A 19,340-nucleotide genomic window follows, 5' to 3' on the forward strand; every position below is an offset into this window, starting at 1 on the left:
CTCCCGTCCGGAGCCCCGCCACCGGGAGTACCGCGCTGCGTCCGGGACCGACTCGGCCGTGGCGAGTATGACGGACAGCACACGACGTCCGAGGAGGATGAGATGCGAACCGGTAGCGCAGTGCAGTACGAGCGGTACGGCGAATTCGACGTGGTCGAGGTCGTCCCTCAGGAACGCCCCACCCCGGGACCCGGCGAGGTGCTCGTCGAGGTCATCGCCGCGGGCCTGAACCACATCGAACGGTTCCTCCGCGAGGGCAAGCTCCAGGACCACGTGCAGGTCGAGTTCCCCGCACGGCAGGGCGTCGACCTCGCCGGCATCGTCCGGGCACGCGGCGACGGTGTGAAGGACCTCCGCGTCGGCGACGAGGTCATGGGCCACGCACCCGAGGGCGGCTCGCACGCCACCTGGGTCGTCGTGCCCCGCGACGCGGTCGTCACCAAGCCGGCGCACGTCGGGTGGGAGGTCGCTGGCGGCCTCTACCTGGCCGGATGCACCGCCGTCGACGTCGTGCGGAAGCTGCGCCTCGGCCCCGACGACACCGTCGTCATCAGTGCCGCCGCCGGTGGCGTCGGCCACATCCAGTGCCAGCTCGCCCGCGACGCCGGGGCGACCGTGATCGGTCTCGGCAGCCCCCGGAACCACGACTACCTGCGGCAGATCGGCATCCTGCCCGTCGCGTACGGGGACGGTGAGGAGGCCCGGATCACCGAGATCGCGAAGGGCCGGCCCGTCACGGCCTTCATCGACAACCACGGGGACGCGTCCGCTCGCGAGCTCGCGACGCGGCTCGGCGTCGCCGAGGGGCGGTTCGTCTCGTCCGAGGACCGACGCGACGCGGAGCTCCGGTTCCTGCGGGCACCGGCGTCCGACCCCGAGGCCCGGGAACTCATCACGTACCTCGTGAAGGCCGTCGAGGACCGCCGCGTGCAGGTCCTCATCTCGGGGTTCTACCCGTTCGAGTACATCGTCGACGCCTACGAGGACCTGGCCGAGATGCACTCCCGCGGCAAGGTCGTGGTCGGTATGCAGCCCGTCGAGACCGGCGCCCGGCAGGACTGGTACCGCTCGGAGAAGGCCCGCGACCTCCGCGACGTGTACGCGCACGAGAAGGCCGAGGGGACGCTCGAGAGCGGGTCGCCCGCCTCCCGCGGGGCCGAGTGAGCCGACCCGTCAGCTGAGGACGTCCTTACTCGCGAAGCGGCCGTAGGCCAGGGCGCCGAACACCGCCACGTAACCGAGCTGCAGCGCGGCGTTGCTGCCGAACGAGTCGAACGAGATCGGGTCGCGCAGCAGGTCGCCGAAGCCGAGCCACAGGTGCGAGAACAGGAACGGGTGCAGCCAGTCGAGCTGCGGGAGCTGGTCGAGCACCTGGGACGCCCCCGCCAGCACGACCGTCGCCGCCATCGCCCCGACGGGCACGTTCGTCAGGGTCGAGGCGAACAGCCCGATCGCGACGAGCCCGAGCATCGACAGGGTGACGTAGAGCGCGAGCAGCAGCGCACGGCCCGCGTACGACCAGCCGTCGACCTGCGTCCCGGAGAGCAGGGTCACCGGTCCGATCGGGAACAGCGCCGCCCCGATCGCCGCGCCGACCAGCACGACGAGCAGCGTCGCCGCGAGGCAGAACGCGATCGCGCCGGCCGTCTTGACCAGGATGAACCGCACGCGACCGGTCGGTGCGACGAGCAGGTACCGCAGGGTGCCGTGGCTCGCCTCGCCGGCCACCGTGTCACCGGCGACGACACCGACGGTGAGCGGCAGGAAGAGCGGGATCGACACCGTCAGCGCGGTGAACGACACGAAGAGCCCGTTGTTCGTGATGTCGCCGAGGAACGCGGGGCCACCGCTGTCCCCGTCGGTGGCCAGCTTGACCGCGACCGCGATGAGGATCGGCACGAGCGCGAGTGCGCCGAGCATCGCCCAGGTGCGGCGCCGCCGGAACACCAGGGCGAGCTCCGAGCCGAGCAGCGCGAACGGACGGGTGCGTCGGCCGGGGGCCGCGGCGGAGCCGTTCGCATCCCCGGCGGCGGAGCCGTTCCCGTCCCCGGCGCCGGGGCCGTTCGTGGTCGGACGACCCGGTTCAACCAGCGACATCGAAACCCTCCCCGGTGAGTGCGACGAACAGGTCCTCGAGGGTCCCGCCGCCGACCGCGAGCCCACGGACGCGGACGTCGGCCCGGACCAGCTCGGCCGTGATGGTCTCGGGCGCGACGTCGGCGGTCAGGTCCGCGACCAGCACGTCCGATCCGCCGTCCCGTCGTGGCTGCAGGCCCAGACGGGTCAGGACGACCCCGGCCTGCCCGACGTCGGGCGTCCGCACGGTCACGGTCCGCGCTCCGGCTGCGCGGAGCTCGTCGAGCGGCCCCTGCGCGACGATCGAACCCGTGCGCATGACCGCGGCGTGCGTGCACACCTGCTCGATCTCGGCCAGCAGGTGGCTCGACACGAACACCGTCGTGCCGTCGTCGGCGAGCGAGCGGATGAGGTTCCGCACCTCGCGGGTGCCCTGCGGGTCGAGACCGTTCGTCGGCTCGTCGAGCACCAGGAGTTCGCGCGGGGTGAGCAGGGCGTTCGCCAGGCCCAGACGCTGCTTCATGCCGAGCGAGTACGCGTGCGCCTTCTTGTCGGCGGCGTGCGTGAGGCCGACGCGGTCCAGGGCTCCGGCGACGCGGGCCTTCCGGGTGCGCGGGTCCGACGTCGGGTCGGCGGCGTCGAAGCGGGCGAGGTTCGCACGACCGGACAGGTACGGGTAGAACGCCGGACCCTCGACGAGGGCGCCGACCCGGGGGAGCACCGAGCGCAGCGCCCGCGGCATGGGTTCGCCGAGGACCTCGATCGTGCCGTCCGTGGCGCTCGACAGGCCCAGGAGCATCCGGATCGTGGTCGTCTTGCCCGACCCGTTCGGCCCGAGGAAGCCGAAGACCGAGCCGCGCGGCACCGCGAGGTCGATGCCGTCGACGGCGCGCTGCTTCCGGAAGACCTTGCGGAGGCCCGTGGTACGGATCGCGAGGTCCGTCGTCGTCGCCGCGGTGCCGGTGTCAGCGGCCGCGGTGTCCGTCCCGGTGGTCACTCGGCAGCTGCCACCAGGGCGGCGACCGGCACCGCGCCCGCCAGGACCCGGCCGTCGTCGGTCAGGTACACGGAGACGAGTGACGTCTGCACGGCACGTCCGCCGTCGACGCTGGTGGTGAGCTGGTCGAGGAGCCCGGAGGCGTCCGACCCGGTGTCCTTCGTCGCTCCGGTCCCCGCGGGGAGCGTGACGACGGTGTCCCAGCCGCTGCCGGAGACGGTCGCGCCGCCGTGGTCGTGGCCGCGCGCACCGTCGCCGTGACCACGGGCCGCACCCGGGTCGACGTCGGACAGGTCCTTCGTGGTGACGTCCGCACCCGCCGGCGGGGTGAAGTCGAACAGGCGGGCAGCGGGTGCGCCGTAGTCGAGGCTCGTGAAGCCGACCTGGAAGGCCGGGTCGTCCGCACCGGCGGCGGTGACCGAGGCGCGCAGCGGCAGCCCGGTCTGCTGGTCGACGGCGAGCTGCACGCGTCCGACGAGCGTGTCCGACGACTTCGGCGTCAGGGTGAGCAGCCAGGCGTCGTGCCCGGCGACCGAGGTCGCGACCGGCTTCGACACCGTCGTGGTCGGGGTGATCGCGTCGATCGCGCGCTCGGCCACGTCGGTCGGGGTCGTGGTACCCGCGGCGGGGGCGTCGGCGGTCCGGCTCGGCAGGGTGACCTGCGTCGCCGTGCGGTCCTTCGAGTCCCAGGTCCAGACGCGGTCACCGTTGCGGACGAGGTCCTGTTCGGCGAGCTGCTCGGTCACCTGGATGCGCTGCTTGCTCGCCCCGTCGACGTAGACCCGAGCGGTGTGCGGCGCGGTGAGCAGGCCGAGGACGTCCGAGGCGTCGCCCTCGAGCGAGGACCCGCCGGCACCGGCGGGGAGTTCGGGGAGGCCGAGCGCGCTGGTCTGCGTGAGCTTGCCGGAGTACCGGGCGTCCGAGGACTCGGCGATGCTCGCGATGACGGCGGCGGCGGTCGGGTGCGACCCGGCGATCGGGGTCGCGGCGGCCTGGGCGAGGGCGGGAGCGGCGACGGCACCGGCCACGACGACGGGTGCGATCACGGCCGGCAGCCAGACGGACTTCTTCATGGGTACATCCCCTCGGTGGAGCAGCGGACCCACGGTGGAGCATCGCGGGACGCGAGCACCGTACGTCCGACAACCGACAGAACGCTGTGCTCCGGCCGTCGTGCGGGGCCGGGACACAGCGGGTGGACCGTCAGCGGGCGGGGTGCTCGTAGGAGCGGATCGCGTCGACCTTCCCGGCGCTCGGGGAGTCGGGGTCGAACGTGTACCCGAGCCACTCCCGCACGAGGCGACGGGCGAGCTCGGTGCCGATCACCCGCTGCCCGAGGCAGAGCACCTGGGCGTCGTTCGACAGCACCGAGCGCTCGACGCTGAACGGGTCGTGCGCGGTGACCGCCCGGATGCCGGGGACCTTGTTCGCGCTGATCGCGACGCCGAGCCCGGTCCCGCAGACGAGCAGTGCCCGGTCGGCGGACCCGTCGGCCACCAGCCGCGCAGCCGCGACGGCGACGTGCGGGTACGCGGTGTGGCCGTCGGCGTCGACCCCCACGTCGACGAGGCTGCTGACCCGCGGATCGGCGGCGAGGTCGTCGCGGAGGACCTCCTTGAGCGCGAAGCCGGCGTCGTCGGACCCGACCACGATGCGGAACGTCATGCGTGGACTCCTTCGGTGTGCACTGCGGTGGTGGTGTGGTCGGGCCCGCCGGCCCGCGCGCTGAGGACGGCGCCGGTGCAGGTGAGGACCATGCTCATCGACACGGCACCGGCGTCGGGCGTGCCCACGCTCTTCTCGGCGAGGGGGCGCGCCCGTCCGACCCGCGGGGTGAGGGCGGCGGTGGCGGTCGCCTGGACCTCGGCGACCGTCGCGGCTGCGGTCCAGGCCTCGGCGAGCGACGAACCGGCGGCCACCCCCTCGTCGAGCGCATCGACGAACGGCAGCAGGGCGTCGAGCAGCGTCTTGTCCCCGCGCTGCGCACGCCCGAGCTGCACGATCGCGTCGGCGAAGGCCCGGGCGGCGTCGACGACGAGGGCCGGCGTGACCTCGTCCACCTCGTCGCCGATCGCCGCCCCGAACGCCTCGAGCGCCGCACCCCACAGCACGCCGGAGGTGCCGCCGGCCTGCGCCGCCCAGGCCTCACCGGCCCGTCCGAGCAGGAACCCGGTGCCCGCCGCCGGGTCGGTGCCGTCCACCGCGCGCCGGGCGGCGCCGATGCCCTTCACCATGCCGCGTCCGTGGTCGCCGTCCCCGGCGACCGCGTCGATGCGACCGAGCTCGTGCTCCTGGCTGCGGAGGAGCGCGTCCATCGCCGCCACGACGTCGCGCGCGGTGGCCGCGGCCCGCCGGGAGGCACGGCTCGCCGCCGGCACGACCGTCGCGGTCGCCGCCGCCTCGGTCACGGCCGCCGCGGGGACCAGGGCGGCGAGGGGAGCGGCGGCCTTCCGGTAGGCGGGCGTGTGGGCGTCGGCGCGCCAGAGTCGCTCGAGCTCGTCGTCGAGCCACTGCAGGGTGAGTGAGCACCCGCCCATGTCGAGGCTCGTCACGAGTTCCCCGACCTTGGGCTCGACGACCTCGAGGCCGGCCCTAGCCAGGAGCGGGGCGATCCGGCCCCAGAGCAGGAACAGCTCCTCGTACTTGGTGTCCCCGAGGCCGTTGAGCACCGGTGCGACCCGGGTCGTGTCGGTGGCGTCGTCCGGACGCTCGGCCAGCAGCCGTCCGACGAGCAGGTCCGCGAGCTCCCGCGCCGGCAGCAGGGGGACGTCGCGGATGCCCGGCTCGCCGTGGATGCCGAGGCCGAGCCCGAGGTGCCCGTCCGGCACGGTGAACAGCGGTCCGTCGGCGCCCGGCATGGTGCACCCGGAGAACGCGACGCCGATGGTCCGGGTGCGCTCGTTCGCGCGGTTCCCGATGCGTTCGACCTCGTCGAGGGAGGCGCCCTCGGCAGCGGCCGCGCCCATGGCCTTGAAGACGGCGAGGTCACCTGCGATGCCCCGGCGCCGGTCGACCTCGTCCGCCGAGGCGACGTCGTCGGTGACCACGACGATGCGGGTGTCGGTGCCGCCCGCGCGGAGCCGCTCCGCCGCGAGCCCGAAGTTCATCGTGTCCCCGGCGTAGTTGCCGAAGGACAGGACGACCCCGCGCCCCTGGTCGGCGGCCTTGGCGACGGAGTAGACCTGCGCGGCCGACGGCGACGTGAAGACGTTGCCGACGACGGCGCCGGTGGCGAGGCCGGGACCGACCAGGCCGCTGAACGCGGGGTAGTGCCCCGAGCCTCCGCCGACGACGACGGCGACCTGCGGGTCGGCGCCCGCGGTGGGCAGGGTCACGACGCCGCCGGTCACGCCGCGGACCCGGTCGGCGTACAGGGCGAGCCAGCCCGCCAGTTGGTCCTCGGCGAACTCGTCGGGGTCGTCGCAGATGGTGGTCATGGTGCGGTCCTCCTCGGGACGGATGGAGTGGGGTCGGAGCAGGTCAGGAGGCGTCGCCGTGTGCGGTGTCGCGGTGCTGGGGGACGTGGAGCCGGCCGACCAGCACGAACGCGCAGGCGTAGAGCCCGACGAAGGTCCAGGTCACGGCCGCGCCGTCGCCGCCGAGGGCGAACACGACGGCGACGACGCCGGTGCCGAGGAACGCGGCCCCGCCCGCGGCGGTCGTGTACATCGCCATCGCGGCGCCCTTGTGGCAGGGTTCGAGCGCGGGCATGATCGCGCCCATCGGCACGAAGCCGGCCAGGGAGCAGCCGAACACGCAGCCGGCGACCACGGCGGCGACGTAGCCCCAGTCGGAGCCGGCCGGCACGAGTTGCGGCACGTACCACCAGGCGAGGAGGCCGACCGCCGAGCCGACGACCCCGAACCACCGGACGGTGCGCACCCAGCCGATGCGGTCGCCGACCCAGCCGAACAGGGCGTTGACGAGGATGTTCGTGGAGTAGACGCAGACGGTCATGAGCAGCCAGCGCTGCTGCCCCCAGCCGCGGTCCTCGGCGGGGCGACGACGTTCGACTCGACGCCGACCCCCGTCATCGTGAGCAGGACCCCGAGGAAGCCGGGGGCGAGGGGGCGGGGGATCCCGAGACGGTCGAAGCGACCCGTGGTCGGTGCCGGCGCGGTGTCGGGCAGGGGTTTCGTCGTCGTTGACATGGACTCTCTCGATCGCAGAGGTATCTGACATCGAGTATGTTACCCACTCATGTCCACGTCTCCGAACCACCAGCCCGCACCCACCGCCGAGGAGTTCGCCGCCGCACTCCGTCCCGGCCCCGAGCACCTCGACCACGGCGGCTCCTTCGCCGGCCGGGTCGCGGTCGTCACCGGCGGCGCGTCCGGCATCGGGAACGCGATCGCGCACGCCCTCGCCGGTCGCGGGGCCCGCGTCGCCGTGCTCGACGTCCGCGCCGACGCCTCGGCCGCCGCCGCCGACGCGCTCGCCGGCTCCGGCCACCTGGGCACCGCGTGCGACGTCACCGTCCAGGACTCGGTCGACCGGGCGGTCGCCGGGGTCCTCGCCGCCACCGGGCGCGTCGACGTCCTCGTCAACTGCGCGGGCGTCGTCGCGCTCGCCCCGGCCGAGGACCTCGGTGCCGACTCCTGGGACCGCACGCTCGCGGTCAACCTGACCGGCACCAACCGGGTCACCCAGGCAGTCGGGCGCCACATGCTCGCCGCCGGGTACGGGCGCGTCGTGACCATCGCGTCGCAGGCGGCGCACGTCGGCATCGACGGGCACGCCGCCTACTGCGCGTCGAAGGCGGGGGTCCTCGGGCTCACCCGGGTGCTCGCGCTCGAGTGGGGCCGCCGCGGCGTGACCGTCAACACGGTGTCGCCGACCGTCGTGCTCACCGCGCTCGGCCGCTCGGCGTGGGCGAACGACGCCGGACTCCGCCACCAAGAGGAGATCCCGACGGGCCGGTTCGCGACGCCCGACGAGATCGCGGCGGCGGTACTGTTCCTGGCCGGGGAGTCCGCGGCGATGGTGAACGGTGCGGACCTCCGCGTGGACGGGGGGTTCACGATCCGGTAGGGCGGCCGACGCTACGATCGCGGTGTCGTCGCGGCGTCCGCCCGACGACGTGACCCCCGGGAGGCCCGCGCTCGATGTCCGTCCCAGCCCCGTCCGGCCAGACACCGACCGGTCCGACACCGACCGGCCAGACACCGTCCGGCCAGACCCCGTCCGACCGCACCGGTCCCGGCGGCGCCCCACGCGGGACGGTCCGTCCGGGTGGTGGTACGCCGGAGCCCGCGGTCGTCGCCTCCGACGGCGGCCGGTCGCGCTTCCCGCTCGACACCGTGTACCAGGCGGCTCGGATGTACTACCTCGAGGACGCCACGCAGAGCGAGATCGCGGCGCGGCTCGGGGTCTCCCGGCCGACCGTGAGCCGCCTCGTCTCCGAGGCCCGGCGCGCCGGTCTCGTCCGGATCGAGGTCGTCGACCCGTTCCAGGACGAGACCGTCGGCCTGGCCGAGCGGTTGCGTGTGGCACTCGGGCTGCAGGCCGTGTACGTCACCGCCGTGACGCACGCCGCGACCCTGGGCGTGGACCTCGCCGAGCCGGTCGCCGCCGCCGTCGAGGCGATGCGGCTCGTGCCGGGCGACGCCGTGCTCGTGTCCTCCGGCAGCACGGTGCACGCCATCGCGCACGGCGCGGTGCCGCCGATGCCCGGCGTGCAGCTCGTCCCCACCGTCGGTGGCCAGGCGGACCCGAACCAGTGGTTCCAGACGAACGAGATCACCCGGGCGGCGGCGGAGCGGTCCGGTGCGATCCCGGCCTTCCTGTTCGCGCAGGCCCTCCCGTCGGAGGCGCTGCGGGCCTCCCTCGACGAGGACCCGGCCTTCCAGCACGTCGTCGGCCTCTGGAGTCGGGCGAAGGGCGCCGTCCTCGGCATCGGCGCGCCGGTGGCGATGCGGGACGCGATGGCGCGCGGACTGCCGGTGGACGACGCCGTGTTCGACCGGGCGACCGGCGACGTGTGCCTCAACTTCACCGGCCCGGACGGCGAACCGATCGAGTTCCCGGGCAGCGACCGGATGGTGCGCACCTCGCGCGAGGTCCTCGCCGCGGTGCCGCACGCCGTCGGTGTGGCCGTCGGGGCGGTCAAGGTGCCGAGCATCATCAGCGCCGTGCGGGGCCGGTTGGTCAACGAGCTCGTCACGGACGCGGCGACCGCGCGAGCGCTGCTCGACGCGCTGGACTGAGTCCCGGACACCCGGACACCCGGACACCCGGACCGGTCGGACGGGCACCGGTGCCCGGAGGGCCGTGGCGGTCAGCGGGACCGGCGCACGTCCCACAGGTGGTGGACCGGGTCGTGCGCGTAGTAGACGGCGAGCGTCGCGACGGTGAAGACGCTGCCGTCCGAGCGGCGTCCGGTTCGCTCGAGCTGCCCGTCGTGCACCGCGCCGAACGCCGACACCGCGCGGTCCGCGGCCTCGCCGAGCTCCCGGGCGACGGTCGCGGGGTCCTGCTCGGCGTAGCGCTCGGCGACGGCGGTGGCGTCCTGGTCCCAGTCCGGGAAGAGCGGGTCGTCCTGGTCGAGCAGGAGCGCGAGCCGCTCGGTCATCTTCCGGTGCACGTCGCGGACGTGGGCGCCGTACTCGAGCGGTGACCAGGTGGCCGGGTCCGGGCGCTCTCGCACGTCGGGACGGGCGAGCTGCTCGGGCCAACCGTCCGAGTTCGCGTCGATGATGCCCGGCACGTCGCGGATCGACACGCTCGCGCCGTCGAACCCGCAGTCGGGGCAGGCCGCGTCGATGACCCAGGTCCAGTTCTTCGTGTCCGGTGCGATCGCCACGGCGCGACCGTACCAGTCGGCGTCGTCCGCGCAGGGTCGTGTGACGCCGCCGCGGGGCCCGTCACTCGCGGTCGAGCGCGGGCCAGACCGGGAACGGGTCGGCCCACGACCGCCAGAGGTCGGGGCCGGCCAACAGTTCGGGTGGGGTGATGAGGGCGCCGTCGAGCGCCCGCGTGATCCGGTCGACGTCGAGGTCCTCGCCGACGAACCACAGCGCCTGCCCGACCGGTGCGTCCTCGTCCCACGACGGGTTCGCGGTCGGGTCGAGCGCGAGCATCGCACCGACGCTCGACCACGAGCCCACGTGGTCGGGTCGGGAGGCCAGGCGGAAGAAGCCGCGGGAGCGCAGGACCCGTCCGTTCGGTCCGGCGGCCAGGTCGTGCTCGACGACGTCGGCCAGACGGGCCGGGTGGAACGGCAGCGGCTCCCGGTAGCGCAGCGACACCAGGCCGTCGAGCGTCCGCGGGCGGGCGTCGTCCTCCACGGCCGAGAGTGCGCGCATCCAGCCCGCGCCACCGGCGAGGACCCGGGCGGCCCCGCCGTTCGAGGCCGGCAGGTCGTCGGCACCGCGCACCCGGGCGTCGGCGAGCACGACGGCCTGCGGTGCGCACCGGTGCACGAGGGCGACCAGCGCGCGCCGGCGGGCCGGGCGCAGGCGGTCGACACGGTCGAGCACGATGACGGTCGCGTACTCGAGGAGCGCGGCCAGGCGTTCCCCCTCCACGAACGCGTCGTCGACGCCCGACCAGAGCAGGTGGTCGACCTCGTCGGCGCGGAGCACGGACACCACGTGCCGCAGGACGCGGTCGTCGCCGGTCTCGGCCCGGGCGGCGTTCGCGAGCATCATGCCGACGGCGCGGGCGTCGCCACCGACGGGCAGCGTCACGACGAGGGAGTGGCGGGCGTCCGGACCGCAGGCGTCCGCCAGACGCTCGGCACGGTCAGCGATGGTCCGGGCGGCGTCGAGGGCGCTCCCGGCCGCGTGCAGCCGGTGGCCGTCGGACAGCCGTGCGGCGATGCGTGCGGCGTCGACGTCGTGGAGTGCGGAGACGAGGGTGATCGGGGCGACGGGCATGTGCAGTACGGTACATGAAAACCGTTATCAACAAGGAGGCCCCGATGAAGGTCCGCAACTCGCTCAAGGCGCTCAAGCAGATCCCCGGCTCGCAGGTGGTCCGCCGCCGCGGTCGCGTCTACGTCATCAACAAGAAGAACCCGCGGTGGAACACGCGCCAGGGCTGACGCCCCGGACGGGTCCGTAGGGTGAGGCCATGCGACTCCTGCTCGTCCGCCACGGACAGACCCCCGCGAACGTGACCGGCCTGCTCGACGCCGAGGTGCCCGGACCCGGCCTCACCGACCTCGGGCAGGAGCAGGCCGACGCGCTGCCCGCCGCCCTCGGTGACCGGGGGATCGAGCGGCTCTTCACCTCGTCGATGGTCCGGACGCAGATCACCGCCGCACCGCTCGCCCGCGCACTCGACCTCGAGCCCGTCGTGCTGCCGGGCCTCCGGGAGATCGAGGCCGGCGACCTGCAGGGCAAGCGCGACCACGTGTCGGTGCAGAGCTACCTGGCGGCCGCGTACGCCTGGGCGGCGGGCGACCTCGACGAGCGGATGCCCGGCGCCGAGGACGGCCACGCCTTCTTCGACCGCTACGACGACGCCGTCCGGCAGATCGAGGCGACCGGGGTCGAGGTGGCGGCGGCGTTCAGCCACGGCGCGGCGATCCGCATCTGGGCCGCGGTCCGGTCGCAGAACGTGCCGAACGACCTCGGTCGCGAGCGGCACCTCGAGAACACGGGCGTCGTCGAGCTCGAGGGCTCCAGCGCGGACGGCTGGCGGCTGGTGGACTGGGCCGGCGAGCCCATCGGCGGCGACGACCTGACGGACCTCACGGCCCAGGACCCGACCGGCGAGCGGTTCTGAGGGTCCGAGCCGACCGGCGGGCCGGCGCGGTGCCTGCAGGACCCGACCCGGGCCTCCCGTCCGGACCGAGCGGTCCCGGCGGACCCGACCCGGGCCTCCCGTCCGGACCGAGCGGTCCCGGCGGACCGGACCCGGGTCTCCCGTCCGGACCGCGCCGACCAGACCCCTCAGCGCAGCGCGACGTGGGCGGTCCCCAGCAGCGGGAAGTGCTGCCGGGGACCGCCCATGTCGTGATGCGGGGGGGGTGATCAGGCGGGCTGCGACGCCGACGTGAGCGGCACGATGACGCCGTGCGACTCGCGCAGCACGTCGAGCGTGCGCTGGACCTCGTCGGCACGCTCCTCGGTCGTCCAGTCGAGGGACTCGGCCATGACGTCCGCCAGCTCGTCGAGCAGGTCGATCGTCACGCCACCGACGAACGCGAGGTTCGTGCGGCGGAGCACCACGTCGACCAGGTGCACGGCCTGCTCGCGCTCGGCGAAGTACCGGACCTCGCCGCGGGTGAGCGTCGGGTCGGACTCGAGCGGCTCGACCGGACCGGTGATCAGCGTGTCGACGACCTCGGCGGCACGGGTGCCGTAGCGGTCGAGCAGGCGGTCCACGGTCTCGGAGGCGAGGCCGTCCCGGTGCGACTTGATCCACAGGGCACGCTGGCCGTCGGTGGTGGGGAAGTCCTTGCCGCCGCCGATCGGCATCCCGGTGGTGTCGACCTTGCGGGCCATCCCGAGCTTCTGCGTCGCCTCGGTGGACAGATGCGCGGCGAGGGCGCGGAAGGTCGTCCACTTGCCGCCGACGAGCGACAGGACCGTGCTCGACGGCAGCCCGGCGATCGGGGTGTCGACGATTCGGTAGTCACGCGACACGAACCCGGGGGCGGTGTCCTCGTGGCGGGGGAGCGGACGGATGCCGGAGTAGCTGTAGACGATGTCGTCGCGCGTGACCTCGATCTGCGGGAACACGTGCTTGACGAGCCCGAAGAAGTACTCGATCTCCTCGTCGGTGGTCACGACGGGCTTCGACGGGTCGGCGTCGATGTCGGTCGTCCCGATGAGCACCCGGCCCTTGAGCGGGTAGATGAGGACGATGCGGCCGTCGTTGTTCTCGAAGAACAACTCGCGGCCCTTGGTGGCCTCGAGCAGCTCGTCGTTGTGCACGACGATGTGCGAGCCCTTCGTGCCGCCCATGTACTTCGTCTCGCCGCCGAAGGCCGCGTTCGTCAGGTCGGTCCACGGCCCGGAGGCGTTGACGACGATGTCGGCGGAGAAGACGAACTCGTCGCCGGTCTCGCGGTCGCGGAGGAGCACGCCGCCGTCGCGGGTGCCGACGGCCTCGACGTAGTTCACGGCGCGGGCGGTGGCGTCCGAGCCGGTCCCCGTGCCGGCGGCCAGGCCGTCCTTGAGGACGTCGAGGGCCAGGCGCTCCGGCTCGTGCACGCTGGCGTCGTAGTAGGTGCCGGTGTACTTGAGGTCCTTGTTGAGCGCCGGCATGTCCTCGAGCGCGGCCTTCTTCGTGCGGAAGACGTGCTTCGGGACGGAACCGCCGTCACGCGAGAAGGAGTCGTAGATCGTCATGCCGATCTTGATGAGCATCGCGCCGCGCTCCTTCGTGGAGCGCTGCTTGTGCGTCAGCATGCGCAGCGGGGCGTTCATGATGCCGGAGAACGTCGAGAAGATCGGCATCGTCGTCTGCAGCGGCTTGACGTAGTGCGGGGCGATGCGGATGAGGCCGTTGCGCTCCTGCACGCTCTCGCGCACCAGGCGGAACTCGCCGTTCTCGAGGTAGCGGATGCCGCCGTGGATCATGTGGCTCGACGCGGCGGAGGCGCCGGAGCCGTAGTCACTGCGCTCGACGATGGCGACGTCGACCCCCTGCAGTGCGAGGTCGCGGAAGGTGGCGATGCCGTTGATGCCACCACCGACGATGAGGACCTGTGCGTTCGGGCGTCCGGTGAGGGCGGTGACCGTGTTCCTGGGCTGCGTCTTCTTCGACATGGTCGTTCGCATCGCTTTCTGGGGTCGATTCCGTTGGTACTCCATCGATCGTGCGCTCGTCGGAACGATCGGGCAACTTCCGTGCACGGACGTGCAGAACGCCTGTCGCGCCTCCGTCGCGAGCCGCGCGGCGGCGGACGGGAGGCGCGGACGGGGTTGCAGAGGTCGTGCACGTCCGTGCATGCTCGGTTCCATGAGCGACGCCGCCCAGCCCGTGCGCACCCAGCAGGCCCTGCGGGCCGCGCACCTCTACTACCTGCAGGACCTGACGATGGACGCCATCGCCGACGAGCTCGGCACGTCCCGTTCGTCGGTGTCCCGGCTGCTCAAGTACGCCCGCGACACCGGGCTCGTGGACATCCAGATCCGGTCGCCCCTCGACCAGGCGGCGGCCCTCAGCCGGAGCATCCGTGCGCGCTTCGGAGTGCACGCGCACGTCGTCCCGGTGCCCGACCACACGAGTGACGTCGACCGGCTCGAGCGGGTCGCCCTGTCCGCCGCCCGCATCCTGACGCAGTACATCGAGTCGAACATGGTGATCGGCATCTCGTGGGGCTCGACGGTCAGCGCGGTCAGCCGGTACCTCGTGCCGAAGACGACGCACGGGTCCACGGTCGTGCAGGTCAACGGCGCCGCGAACACCCGCACGACGGGCATCGTCTACGCGTCCGAGATCCTCCGGCGCTTCGGCGAGGCGTACGGCGCCCTCGTGCAGCAGTTCCCCGTGCCGGCGTTCTTCGACGACCCCGCCACGAAGGCCGCGCTGTTCCGGGAGCGCTCGATCCGCCGCGTCCTGGACCTGCACGAGCGGATGGACGTCGTGGTGTTCGGCGTCGGTGCCCCGCAGGCCCCGGTGCCGTCGCACGTGTACTCCGGCGGCTACCTCGACCCCGCCGACCAGGAGGAGCTGCGGCACGCCGGCGTCGTTGGTGACGTCTCGACCGTGTTCTACCGCGCCGACGGGTCGTGGAAGGACATCGGGGTGAACGCGCGGGCCGGGGCGCCGGACCTCGACACGGTGAAGCGGGCGCCGCGCCGGATCTGCGTCGTCGCCGGGCGGGGCAAGGCGGCGTCGCTGCGCGGGGCGCTCGCCGCGGGGCTCGTGACGGACCTCATCCTGGACGAGAGCGTCGGACAGGCGATCCTGCAGAACCCCCAGGGCTGATTGTCGGTGGTCTCCCGTACGGTCGGAGGATGGTGCTCACTCACGAAGCCGGTCCGTCCACTGCCCCCGTGCCCACCGGCGTCGGCCGGGCGGACACGCGGTCGTACCGGCGGCTGGCGGGCACCGACATCGACCAGGCCATGGCGTTCTTCACCTCGGACTACGAGCTGCGGGCGCCGTCCATCCGCCGCACCCACGCCGACACCATCTGGGACTTCGCCGGCGTCACCGACGAGCGCATGTCGCTCCGGACGTCGCGGTTCGGGGTCGACCTGCGCAGCCAGAGCCAGTCGGACGACGTCATCGTGGCGTGGCTCCGGAGCGGCAGCAGCACCATCACCTTCGACGGCCGGTCCGTCGACCTCGAGCCCGGCGTCCCCGTCGTGCTCCCCTCCGAGCGCTACGACCTGCACCACCGCGACATCGGCCTGAACCTCGTGCACCTCGACCGCGGGTTCCTCACCGAGCTGGTCGGCGAGGACTCCTTCGCGTTCGAGCCGCTCGAGCGTCCGGACGCCGGCGGCATGCGCATCTGGCAGGAGACCGTGCGCCGCTACTCGTCCACCTGGCTGCAGGTCGACACCGCGATGTCAGCCGTCGTCCGGCACGACATCGCCTCCGCGTTCGCCGACGCGGCACTCCGGGCGTTCCCCCGACGGAGCGCCTGGCGCACGTCGGTGTCCGGTTCCGCTCCCGAGCACCAGCGGCTCCGGAAGGCCCTCGACTACGTGCACGCCCACGCGCGCGAGCCGATCGGGACGCCCGAGATCGCCGCCGCCGCGGGGCTCAGCCCGCGTGGGTTGCAGCAGTCCCTCCGCCGTCACCTCGACCAGACGCCGGGCGACCTGCTGCGCAGTGTCCGACTCGACGGCGCGCTCGAGGACCTGCGTCGTGCCGAGCGCGATGAGACCTCGGTCGCCGACATCGCCCGCGGGTGGGGGTTCGGGCACCTCGGACGGTTCTCGGCCGCGTATCGCTCGCGCTTCGGGGAGCTGCCGAGCGACACACTCCGCTCCCGCCCGCGCCGCTGACGCGCGTTCGGTGGGAGCGCTCCGCGCCGTGTCGGTACCGAACACGGTGACACCGAACGGGCGACGGGCAGCGGGTCCTTCGGTCCGTCCACGGTCGGGGCGAACGCGCGGCTGAATGGGCGGTGCCCGAGCACCTGCCCACGAAGGAGTCCGTCATGCGCATCGGCGTCCCCACCGAGATCAAGAACAACGAGTTCCGCGTCGCCGCCACGCCCGCCGGCGTCGCCGAACTGTCCCTGCACGGGCACGAGGTCCTCGTGCAGGCAGGAGCCGGTGCGGGATCGGCCTTCACGGACGACGAGTACCGCGCCGCCGGAGCCACCATCGTCGACGAGGCCGCCGCGGTGTGGGAGCGTGCCGAGACCGTCCTCAAGGTGAAGGAGCCGGTGGCCGCGGAGTACCCGCTCCTCCGGGAGGGGCAGACCCTCTTCACCTACCTGCACCTGGCCGCCGACCGGCCCCTGACCACCGCGCTCGTCGAGTCCGGCGCGACCGCGATCGCCTACGAGACCGTGCAGCTGCCGGACCGCTCGCTGCCCCTGCTGTCCCCGATGTCCGAGATCGCCGGGCGGTTGTCCGCCCAGGTCGGTGCGAACCACCTCATGCGCGCGAACGGCGGACGTGGTCTCCTCCTCGGTGGGGTGCCCGGGACGCCGAAGGGCCGCGTCGTCGTGATCGGCGGCGGTGTCGCGGGCGAGCACGCCGCGACGATCGCCCTCGGCATGGGCGCCGAGGTGACCGTTTTCGACATCAGCCTGCCGCGCCTCCGGGCCCTCGACGCCCGGTTCGACGGCCGCGTGACGACGCTCCGGTCGAACCCGCTCGCGATCGCCGGCGCCGTGGCCGACGCCGACCTGGTCATCGGCTCGGTCCTCATCCCGGGGGCGTCCGCGCCGAAGCTCGTGACCGACGCGATGGTCGCAGAGATGCGTGCCGGATCGGTCCTCGTCGACGTCGCGATCGACCAGGGCGGGTGCTTCGAGGGCTCGCGGCCGACCACGCACGACGACCCCACCTTCGCCGTGCACGCTGCCGTCTACTACTGCGTGGCGAACATGCCCGGCGCTGTTCCCCGGACGAGCACGATCGCGCTGACGAACGCGACGCTGCCGTACGCCGTGGCGATCGCCGACCAGGGGTGGGAGCGCGCGCTGGAGGCCGACCCGGCGCTCGCACACGGGCTCAACGTGCACGCGGGCCGGGTGACGAACGAGGCCGTCGCGGCTGCGCACGGACTGGTGGCGGCGGCGCGCTGACGAGCTGCGCGCTGCTGCCGCCGCCGTTCTGCCGCGCTGCGCGCGTCCGGTGCGGAGGCGCGGGGCGCGCCTCGGGGTGGGCCAGGCACGCCGGGACCCGGGGACAGGTGCGCGGAAGCGACAGATCGCCGCCGGTGGTCGGCACCGATCTGTCGCTTCCGCGTCCGACTCCGGCAGCGCAGGCGGCCACGGAGGCGCGGGGCGCGCCCCCGCTACGCGGTACGCAGGGTGGCCGGCCGCGCCACCCAGCCGGCGCGGGCGCGGGTGACGAGGGTCACGACGACGACGGCCGCGGTGGCGACGAGCGCTGCGACGGCGGTCGGCACCGAGACGAGGGGGCCGTCGAGGCGTGCGACCGCGACCCACGCGAGCCCCCACCCGAGCGACAGCGTCGGCGCGATCCGTCCGCGACCGGTGACCGCGACGAGCACGCCCACCAGGCCGGCGACCGCGGCGACGACGACACCCCAGGCGTCCTGTCCGATCCCGAAGCCCCGGAAGCCGGCCGCCGTCAGGACCGCGGCGGTGTTCGCCGCCGTCGCGACGCAGACCCAGCCGAGGTAGAGCCCGAACGTCCCGTCGGTGACGATCGCCTCGACCCGGCCGGACGGCTCGGTGCGCCGGAGCACGACGAACGCCCACGCGAGCACCCCGAGCAGGGCGACGATGATCGGCTCGCTGGCCCAGAGCAGACCGAACTGCACGGAGAGGATCCACGCCGCGTTGAGCAGCAGGGACAGTGTCGCGGGCACGGCGAGCCGGTCGTGGCGGGCCTGGTCGTCGCGGCGCGGCAGGAACTGCCAGACGGCGAAGGCGATGAGCCCGACGTAGATGACGCTCCAGATGCCGAACGCCGGTCCGCCCGGAGCGATCGCCGTCGACGACGCCGACAGCGCTCCGCCCGCGGCCTCGGCGATCGGTGTGCCGCCCGCCGCTCCGGACCCGATGGTCGAGCCCACCACGGCGACGACAGCGCTCACCGCGATCACGATCTTCCGCATCCACCGCATGGTCGTCCCTTTCGTCAGCATGCTGAGGACCTGGACGCTACGCCGCTGCCATCGGCGCCGCGCAGGTCGCGCTCAGGGTGCGTACGGTGGTGCCGTGACCGTCGAGTTGAACACCGTGTACGTCGACCGCATCGCCCCGACGACGAGTTCCTCGCTCGACGACAGCTTCCGGATGATCGAGGAGCACGGCGCCTCGGCGTGCATCGTGCTCGACCGCCCGGACGCCGAGGAGCTCGGGGACGTCGCGGTCGCCCTCGGCCTGCACGAGCTCGCGGTCGAGGACTCCGCCGAGGGGCACCAGCGCCCGAAGCTCGAGCGGTACGGGTCGACGCTGTTCGCCGTGCTGAAGCCCGCCGTCTACCGGGACGCCCAGGAGGAGGTCGAGTTCGGCGAGGTGCACGCCTTCGTCGGCGAGGACTTCTTCCTCGCGGTCGTGCAGGCCGACCCCCGCGGCACGCAGACCGTCCCGCGGGCCCTGCAGCGGATGAGCGGCAAGCCCGGCCTCGTCACCGCCGGGGCGCAGGCGCAGCTCTGGGCGCTGATGGACTCGATCGTCGACGACTACCGGCCGGTGATCGACGGGCTCGAGGAGGACATCAACCAGATCGAGGGGCAGCTATTCTCGGGCGTCCCCGGGGTCTCCCGCCGCATCTACGAGCTCTTCGGCGAGGTCGTCGACTTCCAGCGGGCCGCCCGTCCGCTCATCCGGATGATCGAGGACCTGCACCGCGGCGCCGAGAAGTACCACCTGCCCGTCGAGCTCCAGCGCCGCTTCCGGGACGTCCTGGACCACGTCATCCGCGTCGTCGAGCGGCTGGACACCTTCCGGCAGCTGCTGCAGAACGCCCTGACGGTGGACTCGACCCTGGCGGCGCAGAAGCAGAACGACGACACCAAGCGGATCTCGGGCTGGGCGGCGATCCTGTTCGCGCCGACCCTCATCGCGGCCGTGTACGGGATGAACTTCACGCACATGCCCGAGCTGTCGTGGACGTGGGGGTACCCGCTCGCGATCATCGCGATGGTCCTGTTCGCGGCGGTCCTCTACGCGGTGTTCAAGGTGAAACGCTGGTTCTGACCGGCA

At 73.3% G+C, this 19,340-nt stretch carries 20 protein-coding genes; 9 read left to right on the top strand and 11 right to left on the bottom strand.

Annotated elements, in window-relative coordinates; translation table 11 throughout:
- The first annotated feature begins 102 nt into the window (after positions 1-102).
- Positions 103-1,164 (top strand): NADP-dependent oxidoreductase, encoded by a 1,062-nt coding sequence (locus KM842_RS01540; RefSeq protein WP_216260288.1) that lies wholly within the window; start codon positions 103-105, stop codon positions 1,162-1,164.
- Positions 1,165-1,173: 9 nt separating this feature from the next.
- Here the strand turns inward: KM842_RS01540 and KM842_RS01545 are convergent, their stop codons facing one another.
- From KM842_RS01545 to KM842_RS01575, 7 genes are all read right to left on the bottom strand, one after another.
- A complete protein-coding gene (locus KM842_RS01545; RefSeq protein WP_301183811.1) occupies positions 1,174-2,097 on the bottom strand; it encodes an ABC transporter permease in 924 nt (307 codons plus the stop codon).
- Positions 2,084-3,073: an ABC transporter ATP-binding protein gene (locus KM842_RS01550; protein WP_216260290.1), complete on the bottom strand. Its 990-nt coding sequence runs from the start codon at positions 3,071-3,073 to the stop codon at positions 2,084-2,086. The genes KM842_RS01545 and KM842_RS01550 overlap by 14 nt, the downstream gene beginning before the upstream one ends.
- Positions 3,070-4,146 carry a LolA family protein gene (locus KM842_RS01555; protein WP_216260292.1) on the bottom strand — a complete coding sequence of 359 codons (1,077 nt, stop codon included), beginning with the start codon at positions 4,144-4,146 and terminating at the stop codon, positions 3,070-3,072. The genes KM842_RS01550 and KM842_RS01555 overlap by 4 nt, the downstream gene beginning before the upstream one ends.
- Positions 4,147-4,276: 130 nt before the next feature.
- Positions 4,277-4,738: a ribose-5-phosphate isomerase gene (locus KM842_RS01560; protein WP_216260294.1), complete on the bottom strand. Its 462-nt coding sequence runs from the start codon at positions 4,736-4,738 to the stop codon at positions 4,277-4,279.
- Entirely contained in the window at positions 4,735-6,510 is a 1,776-nt protein-coding gene (locus tag KM842_RS01565; protein WP_216260297.1) for a dihydroxyacetone kinase family protein, read from the bottom strand. Before KM842_RS01565 ends, KM842_RS01560 begins: the two co-directional genes overlap by 4 nt.
- Positions 6,511-6,553: 43 nt before the next feature.
- Complete coding sequence (locus KM842_RS01570; protein WP_253206198.1) at positions 6,554-7,030, bottom strand: MFS transporter; 477 nt, start codon at positions 7,028-7,030, stop codon at positions 6,554-6,556.
- Entirely contained in the window at positions 7,027-7,224 is a 198-nt protein-coding gene (locus KM842_RS01575; RefSeq protein ID WP_216262498.1) for a hypothetical protein, read from the bottom strand. Before KM842_RS01575 ends, KM842_RS01570 begins: the two co-directional genes overlap by 4 nt.
- A 49-nt stretch (positions 7,225-7,273) precedes the next feature.
- On the opposite strand from KM842_RS01575, the gene KM842_RS01580 reads away from it, so the two are divergent.
- Positions 7,274-8,104, top strand: coding sequence for a GolD/DthD family dehydrogenase (locus KM842_RS01580; protein ID WP_216260299.1), 831 nt, complete (start codon positions 7,274-7,276; stop codon positions 8,102-8,104).
- Positions 8,105-8,178: 74 nt separating this feature from the next.
- Positions 8,179-9,279 (top strand): sugar-binding transcriptional regulator, encoded by a 1,101-nt coding sequence (locus KM842_RS01585; RefSeq protein ID WP_216260302.1) that lies wholly within the window; start codon positions 8,179-8,181, stop codon positions 9,277-9,279.
- Positions 9,280-9,350: 71 nt separating this feature from the next.
- Here KM842_RS01585 and KM842_RS01590 read toward each other — a convergent pair whose 3' ends face one another.
- Positions 9,351-9,875: a DinB family protein gene (locus tag KM842_RS01590; protein ID WP_216260304.1), complete on the bottom strand. Its 525-nt coding sequence runs from the start codon at positions 9,873-9,875 to the stop codon at positions 9,351-9,353.
- Between the two features lie 61 nt (positions 9,876-9,936).
- Entirely contained in the window at positions 9,937-10,950 is a 1,014-nt protein-coding gene (locus KM842_RS01595) for a CobW family GTP-binding protein (protein WP_216260305.1), read from the bottom strand.
- A 44-nt stretch (positions 10,951-10,994) separates the two neighbouring features.
- Between KM842_RS01595 and ykgO the strand changes: the two genes are divergently transcribed.
- Both ykgO and KM842_RS01605 read left to right on the top strand, forming a co-directional pair.
- Positions 10,995-11,117, top strand: a complete 123-nt coding sequence (gene ykgO / locus KM842_RS01600; protein WP_071247691.1) for a type B 50S ribosomal protein L36 — start codon at positions 10,995-10,997, stop codon at positions 11,115-11,117.
- 29 nt (positions 11,118-11,146) lie between these two features.
- Positions 11,147-11,803 (top strand): histidine phosphatase family protein, encoded by a 657-nt coding sequence (locus KM842_RS01605; RefSeq protein ID WP_216260307.1) that lies wholly within the window; start codon positions 11,147-11,149, stop codon positions 11,801-11,803.
- 248 nt (positions 11,804-12,051) lie between these two features.
- Here KM842_RS01605 and KM842_RS01610 read toward each other — a convergent pair whose 3' ends face one another.
- Entirely contained in the window at positions 12,052-13,794 is a 1,743-nt protein-coding gene (locus KM842_RS01610) for a glycerol-3-phosphate dehydrogenase/oxidase (RefSeq protein ID WP_216260309.1), read from the bottom strand.
- Between the two features lie 193 nt (positions 13,795-13,987).
- Here KM842_RS01610 and KM842_RS01615 point away from each other — a divergent pair, with 193 nt between their 5' ends.
- The 3 genes from KM842_RS01615 (at position 13,988) to ald (ending at position 17,246) form a co-directional block, all read left to right on the top strand.
- Entirely contained in the window at positions 13,988-14,959 is a 972-nt protein-coding gene (locus KM842_RS01615; protein WP_216260311.1) for a sugar-binding transcriptional regulator, read from the top strand.
- 68 nt (positions 14,960-15,027) lie between these two features.
- Positions 15,028-15,990, top strand: a complete 963-nt coding sequence (locus tag KM842_RS15935) for an AraC family transcriptional regulator (protein ID WP_216260313.1) — start codon at positions 15,028-15,030, stop codon at positions 15,988-15,990.
- 155 nt (positions 15,991-16,145) lie between these two features.
- Positions 16,146-17,246: an alanine dehydrogenase gene (ald, locus tag KM842_RS01625; protein ID WP_216260315.1), complete on the top strand. Its 1,101-nt coding sequence runs from the start codon at positions 16,146-16,148 to the stop codon at positions 17,244-17,246.
- Positions 17,247-17,458: 212 nt separating this feature from the next.
- On the opposite strand, the gene KM842_RS01630 is transcribed toward ald, so the two are convergent.
- The gene (locus tag KM842_RS01630; RefSeq protein ID WP_253206199.1) at positions 17,459-18,247 is read right to left on the bottom strand and encodes a TspO-related membrane protein; all 789 of its coding nucleotides are present in this window, start codon (positions 18,245-18,247) and stop codon (positions 17,459-17,461) included.
- Between the two features lie 103 nt (positions 18,248-18,350).
- On the opposite strand from KM842_RS01630, the gene KM842_RS01635 reads away from it, so the two are divergent.
- Complete coding sequence (locus KM842_RS01635; protein ID WP_253206200.1) at positions 18,351-19,334, top strand: magnesium and cobalt transport protein CorA; 984 nt, start codon at positions 18,351-18,353, stop codon at positions 19,332-19,334.
- Positions 19,335-19,340: the final 6 nt, after the last annotated feature.

The organism is Curtobacterium sp. L6-1 (genome assembly GCF_018885305.1).
GTDB lineage: Bacteria > Actinomycetota > Actinomycetes > Actinomycetales > Microbacteriaceae > Curtobacterium > Curtobacterium aetherium.